5 protein-coding genes and 3 pseudogenes are annotated in these 6341 nt (G+C 58.6%); 2 read left to right on the top strand and 6 right to left on the bottom strand.

Annotation, left to right across the window (positions count from 1 at the left end):
* Positions 1-1035: 1035 nt before the first annotated feature.
* Positions 1036-1341 (top strand): annotated as a pseudogene (locus ACIPSK_RS26625) (hypothetical protein); the annotation flags it as partial.
* 294 nt (positions 1342-1635) lie between these two features.
* Here the strand turns inward: ACIPSK_RS26625 and ACIPSK_RS26620 are convergent.
* A complete protein-coding gene (locus ACIPSK_RS26620) occupies positions 1636-1962 on the bottom strand; it encodes a hypothetical protein (RefSeq protein WP_017969024.1) in 327 nt (108 codons plus the stop codon).
* A 532-nt stretch (positions 1963-2494) separates the two neighbouring features.
* On the opposite strand from ACIPSK_RS26620, the gene ACIPSK_RS26615 reads away from it, so the two are divergent.
* Entirely contained in the window at positions 2495-2821 is a 327-nt protein-coding gene (locus tag ACIPSK_RS26615) for an NIPSNAP family protein (protein ID WP_003551122.1), read from the top strand.
* A 155-nt stretch (positions 2822-2976) separates the two neighbouring features.
* On the opposite strand, the gene ACIPSK_RS26610 is transcribed toward ACIPSK_RS26615, so the two are convergent.
* The 5 genes and pseudogenes from ACIPSK_RS26610 to ACIPSK_RS26590 form a co-directional block, all read right to left on the bottom strand.
* The gene (locus ACIPSK_RS26610) at positions 2977-3894 is read right to left on the bottom strand and encodes an NADP-dependent oxidoreductase (RefSeq protein WP_017969025.1); all 918 of its coding nucleotides are present in this window, start codon (positions 3892-3894) and stop codon (positions 2977-2979) included.
* A gap of 133 nt (positions 3895-4027) precedes the next feature.
* Positions 4028-4495 carry a DUF3788 domain-containing protein gene (locus ACIPSK_RS26605; RefSeq protein WP_446533050.1) on the bottom strand — a complete coding sequence of 156 codons (468 nt, stop codon included), beginning with the start codon at positions 4493-4495 and terminating at the stop codon, positions 4028-4030.
* 39 nt (positions 4496-4534) lie between these two features.
* A complete protein-coding gene (locus tag ACIPSK_RS26600; RefSeq protein ID WP_162118158.1) occupies positions 4535-5278 on the bottom strand; it encodes an FMN-dependent NADH-azoreductase in 744 nt (247 codons plus the stop codon).
* Positions 5279-5320: 42 nt separating this feature from the next.
* Positions 5321-5530: pseudogene (locus ACIPSK_RS26595) on the bottom strand (carboxymuconolactone decarboxylase family protein); the annotation flags it as partial.
* Positions 5531-5582: 52 nt separating this feature from the next.
* A pseudogene (locus ACIPSK_RS26590) lies at positions 5583-6334 on the bottom strand (IS6 family transposase).
* Positions 6335-6341 lie beyond the last annotated feature (7 nt).

Below are 6341 nucleotides of genomic sequence, written 5' to 3'. Positions count from 1 at the left end.
GCAAACCGTCTCGCGCAGCACAATGCGACGGAGCAGCACCGCCCCCCTTTATCGAGACGACGATCTCCAAACCGGCCCAACGAAAAATCATGCCCTACATCCATCGGCGACGCTCCCAAATCAAAACGTCGCCAAAACAATCATACGGCCCGCAGTAAAGGAATCCGACCCCCGCAAACCGAGTCAATCCGTCGCACCGACTTATGTATATGCCCTAGTGCATCAGGAGGGAGACAACGAGGGGAAGCGGCAGAGGGCTCCCCTCGCCTGGCACCGCCTGCGCCGTGTCATTTCCAATAACGCGGAAGCTGGACGGCTACTCCTCCGTGACGACCCTCCGCTACCTTCCGACCCGTGTTCCGCAGCGATGCCGTAGCGGGTGAATGGGACGGCTTCGATCTCGATGAAGGCAGCCGCAGGCACACCGTGGTGCAGGTCCGCCAGTAGTGGCATCCGGTCGGGAGTGACAACCCTCTAGGATGATTGTGGGCGTTAACTTCGGCCGGCGAATAGCTTCTGGTCAACCGAGACGCATGTCTGCGCCTGGGCAATGATCGCCAACCAGCAACTCACCGCTCCCGATATGACCTTCGCCCCTATCGGCAGGGAGGAATACGTCCGCCGCACCATGGACAACGGCAGAAAGAAGCCCCGCCAGAGGCTGGGCGAGTTGGGGAATCGCAATCAGAAGAAGTGGGGGGCACAGAACCGGAAGGATCAAGGCACGAGCTATGATCGAAGCTCTGCACAGTCCAGCCTTCTTACGCCCGGCGAAGATTCTTGTTCCCGGCAATCATCAGTTATCGGAAAGTCGCCGGTAACGTCCTGAGGCTCTGCTATTTCGATCGCTCGTCGCCGCCGCCGAATACGTCATGCGCATTGTCGAACTGGGCGGTTGTTAGAACCTCCGCTATCCGGTTTCGGAGTATAGATATCCGGTGTCTAAGAATGCTGATGGCACTGCAGAAGCGCACCTTCCGCAAAGGATCCACGGTGGGTAGCTTCAGGCGCGTTAGTTGGGGTCAGCTCGGGTTCGGTCTCCATGTGCCGCAATGGCAGAGTGTCCGAAAGGTCAGGGACGGGCTGACCACCGACGACCTCTATGGCTTCTTGACCACGGACCCCACCGATCTGGTGAAGCCGATCCATGACAAGGCCATGCTTGTCCTGTTGCTGACGAAGGAAGAGACCGATACCTGGATGCGGGCGCCGTGGGATGAGGCCAAGGAGCTGGCCCAGCCGTTACCCAATGACGCGCTGATCATTTCCTCACGCGAGCCGTACGGATCCACGATCGTGCCCAAATCCGGAGAGCCGGTCGAACAGGGCCGTCTGCTTTAACGCTTGAAGTCAGAGCTTGAATGTATCGGAAACGAAAAAGCCTGCCGCGGGAGGAGGTGCGGCAGGCTTTTCGAAAGAATTGAACAACGGCTGGGAGGAGGAGTGCCGCTGTTCCGTCAGGCTACCCTCGGGAGGAGGAGTGGGTCGCCTGAAACACGAAGCTCTGCGGGAGGAGGTGCATTGCTTCGTTGAGCTGAAGATATCAGAGGCTGCCTCGACGGCCAGCGCTCAGATCGCAGTGCAGCCATGCACTTGCTGCAATGCAATATGGACCCTGTGCTCATTTTTCCGCCATTATGGTCGAGACGCGGCTTTCGCCGTGCTGGGCACGAAACCGAGTACGAATTCGATCGCCTTTGCGGAAGACATTTCGCAGGGCTTCAGTGCGGACCCGTGCCCGGCCAATCGATAGAGGTTGAAGCTGACGATATCGGTCCCGCCAAGCTCCTCGCCATAAAGCCATGTCCGTTTGCCGTCCTCCGACCGCTTGACGGTCACGCCCCATGGTTGATTACCAAAATGTCCGTCGACATAACCGTCCGGTAATTTCGCTAGCGCGTCTTCGAACGTCGCCTGAATTGTTGGAGGTGTTTTGCCGTTGGCCGTCATGGTGCGAGGCATTCGTCGCAGATCCCGCAGCCATCGTCATCCATGCTTGAGGCCGGACGTAACCTGCGACAGCACGGACACGTCGTTGCATCCGGTGCACACTCTTCATTGCGGTCCGGGGGAAGAATTTCGATACAGACGTTCGACAGGACATCGGCCGCGCTTCGATCCATGCGATGCTCCAGTGTTGGGATACACTAGAGATAGTGAACCTCGAAGGCTGCACAAGCCGGCAGAGATTGCTGTCGGAGATTGGCCAGTGCGGAACCTGTGCCGACCGTCTCAAATTAGTTGCCAAGAGCTGCTCTAACCGGCGCATTCTCACGATTAGCTGCCAACACGGCCACCGTGCTCGACGTAACATCATTGCCAATCGGCGCCTAAACACGGGCGATCAGCTTGACAGAAGATTAGCGGCTCGGAGATACCTGCAGGGTCTTTTCTAATAGTGGAAATGACGTTGCTGCAAGTTCTGAGGACATTGTGGACGCGGGAGCAAGTGCCGAACACATGTCGTTCTGAAGGGACATAAGGAAGCAAGACTGTGATCTATGAGCTTAGAATTTACGACTGCCTGCCCGGCCGATTGCCCGCGCTACTCAACCGCTTTGCCGAACATACGCTGGCAATATGGGACAAGCACGGCATTAAGCAGGCAGGTTTCTTCACCACAATCGTGGGCGAAAGCAGCCACCGTCTCACCTATCTCATCGCCTGGGAATCGCTAGCCGATCGCGAGGTGAAATGGAAAGCGTTCACCACTGATCCTGCATGGCTCAAGGCCCGCGACGAGTCAGAGCGCGACGGGCAAATCCTCTCCAATATCTCTAATCAGCTGTTGTCGCCGACCGCCTTTTCGGCAGTAAAATAAGACACTACCGATCCCCGCTTGCCGCCAGTCGGAATTTCCACCCGATCGGGTCATCCGCCGAAGCGATGACGAACGGCAGGCTTAGGAAACCGCCAACACTGCCCGTGCAATGCGCACCCCTGGGGGAATCCTTCCAAGGAGTGCGCGTGTCGTGCTCAAGGGAGAACGGAGATGACCGTCTTTCCCCCGCGCCGCTCCGTGGAATTGAAGGTGGGGACCGCATCGTCCAGACTTGAAACCTTGCCGATGTTCGTCAGCAGTCTTCCGTCCCGAACCCGCTGAACGATCTCAGATAGCTGGGCACGTTCTGCCTCGACGACGAAGTCAACCGTGAGGCCATCCACAGGTCGAATATCCGTCGGTCCGACGGCTGTCACAAGCGTTCCTCCCGCCCGGATCAGCGCTGCGGACCGTTTCTGAACATCGCCGCCGATAACGTCGAATACCAGATCGACGCCGCCGACGTCTTCCAGGGTGTCGTTTCCAAGATCGACGAATTCATTTGCACCGAAGTCCAGGGCCTTCTGGCGGTCAGCGGCGCGTCCGGTGCCGATGACATAGGCGCCGGCTTCCCGCGCAAGCTGCGTCACGATCGAGCCGACGGCGCCGGCGGCGCCGTGTGCGAGGACGCTCTGCCCCGCCTGAAGGCGGCCATGCTGAAATAGTCCCTGCCATGCGGTCAGGCCAGATATCGGCAGGCTCGCGCCCACCGTGAAGTCGACGTCGCCCGGCAGCGGTGCGAGGTTGCGGGCCTCGACCGCGACGTACTCAGCAAGTGTGCCGTCGCGATACCAGTCAGTCAGGCCGAACACCCGCTGACCGATCGACAGCCCCGTGGTGCCATAGCCCAGCGCGGTGATCACACCGGCCAGCTCATGGCCGAGGATCGATGGCGTCCGGTCACGAAAGGTTCGATCGGTCCAGGTCGAAGGCCAGTCCAGTTCGGTGTTGACGAAGCCCGCTGCATGGACCTCAACGACGACGTCGTTGATCGCTGCCTGTGGCCTGGGTTGTTCCACCAGCTTCATTCCGGCTGTTCCCGCAGCCTGGTCGGTCACTACGATCGCTTTCATGGGAATTGTCTCCTCAGATATTTGTTGGTTGGATAATTGCAGGCGTAGAAGGTTTTTTCGATCTCTCGCGCGACATGTGATCGGCTTGACGCCTTTCGCGAGTATCGAGCGGCGAGCCCGGCTTGTTTCGGCTTCAACTGCGCGGCAGTGGCGGGCACTTCATTGTCAGAAGTTCCGTCACATCATGCAGATCGTCTGCCGATGAGATGGTAAGCGTCAGCCATTTTCCGTCGATGTATGTTTTGGCTTCATCGTAAAGCTTGACCAGTTCCGGGCGCCAGACATAACGCCGCTCCTCGAACTTCTCTCGCTCTGCTCCGCCCATCACCACGACAGCCGAAAACTGCCTGTATTCCGGCACCAGGGTGGTGAACGCCTTGGTTTTCTTATAGCGCAAGGACCAACCCCGGTTCTTGCCGCCGTAGAGCCAGTCCGGCGCGAAAACTCCCGGATAGAATTCGTCAATCCAGGTCCGCAGTTCGGTCCAATGGCCGAACGCTTCTGCTCCGATCCATTCGCGGACGGCGCTGTCATCAGGCGGTGCTGATTTGCCGGTGATCCTGTCGCCGATTTGGGGAAACGTATTGGTAGGTAAAATCATAACGAGACCTCATGTTCACGGTCCGGCGGCGGTCGGAGGTTAAGATACGGGCGTGCCAAGAACCTGCGGCGCGCGGTCAGAATGCTGCTGGCGACGCTCTCCTGAGCAGAGGGGATCGCGAAACGGTCTGCCAGCGCTCGTAAGCACCGCAGGACAAACGTGGAATTCTCGAAAATGCTCAGCGGCGGTCAGGTCGAGAGCGGCGAGGGCTTTGTCCCTCGCTAACGGCGCCTGGCTCCGATCCAGGAAGGCGGTCCCTTGAAGCGGGAGAAATTGTTGCGTCCTCAGGCCGATGGAGCTGAGTGCCAGCGACAGATAGGGTGTGAGAAAATCCGGCTGGTTGGCTCGCTCGCCGGTGAAGAAGCCACCGGAAGCCACGCCGATATAGACCGGTCGGTCCCGGAGCATTCCCACCTTGCCTGATGGCGTCGACTTCATTGTGCGGCCGACACGCAGGATCTGATCGATCCACGCCTTGAGGACCGAGGGTATCGTCAAATTGTGCATCGGCGTTCCGATGACAATCACGTCGGCCGCTTCGACTTCCCGAATAAGCGCTTCGGAAAGATCAAGAGAACCCATCGGCGGGGCGGCCAACGTTGCCGGCGACGCCAACGCAACGGCGTAGAGGGCTTCGGTTTGCGGCAGGGGTTCAGCCCCCAGGTCACGTCGAATGATGCTCGCGGCCGGCGCAACCTCAAGAAGCCTTTCGACGATTGCTGCCGAAAGCTGACGGCTGTGCGATCCCTGCCTCGGGCTGCTATCGATATGGAGAATATTCATGTCAATGATCCCAAAGCTTCAAAAGGTTGCGCAGTCGAAGGCTCAGATCGAGCCAGCCGGAGTGACGAGAGGGAAGTCCTTCTCGGGATCGAAGACGTTGTTGAAGAAGTTCGTCAGCGAATACATCGCCACCAGTGCGATGATCTCGATGATGTTGGCGTCGGTGTAGCCGACATCCCGGACCTCTTTCAGGTCGGCGTCGCTGACTTGCCCGCGGGTCTCGACGACCTTGCGTGTAAACTGGACGGCGGCGGGCGATGTCACGTTGTTTGATCAACGGCCGTAAAGTCGCTTGTCGGTAAACTCATGCAATTGCAGCGGTCACGGCTTTCCACTGCGCCATGGCGCGGATGCGATGAATATGGGTGGCTAGGGCTGAGTGTCTCTGGTGCGGCGCGACGAAAAGATTTCGGACTGCTGAAAAGACCGAGATGAAACGTTGCAAACCTCCGACGGATCGAAAGCCCTGCATCATCCGCTCTCGTTTTCGAAGCGGCACGTGAGAATTCTCTGCGCGATTGTTAAGGCCCTTGTGCGATCGATGTTCGACAGCGGGCATCACGTCCCGTTTTGCCGCTCCGTATGAGCGCAGTTTGTCGGTGATGATGCGCTTCGGTGACAGGCCCTGCTTCTTCAGCAGCCTGACCAGCAATCTCTTGGCAGCCTTGGTATCGCGGCGGGTCTGGACGATCTCATCGAGAACGTAGCCGTCCTGGTCAACGGCGCGCCAAAGCCAATGTTTTTGACCGCCGATGGAAATCACGACCTCGTCCAGATGCCAGATATCCTTCCGCGACGGCTTCTTTCTACGCAACTGCTTGGCGTAGGCCGCCCCGAATTTGCGGCACCACCGCCGTATCGTTTCGTAAGAAACGACGATGCCGCGCTCCAGCAACATTTCCTCGACCAGCCGCAGGCTCAACGGGAACCGGAAATACAGCCAGACCGCACGGGCGATGATCTGCGGTGGAAAGCGGTGGTTCTTGTAGCTGATGGTCGATGAAGTCATCTCAACCGAATTATCCGCCACCCGTTAAGTTGCCGACAACGTGACATCGCCTAG

The sequence above is a fragment of the Rhizobium sp. LARHSG275 genome (assembly GCF_052871115.1).
The sequence above is the reverse complement of the archived record's forward strand: the minus strand, read 5'-3'. Positions and strand labels throughout refer to the sequence as shown.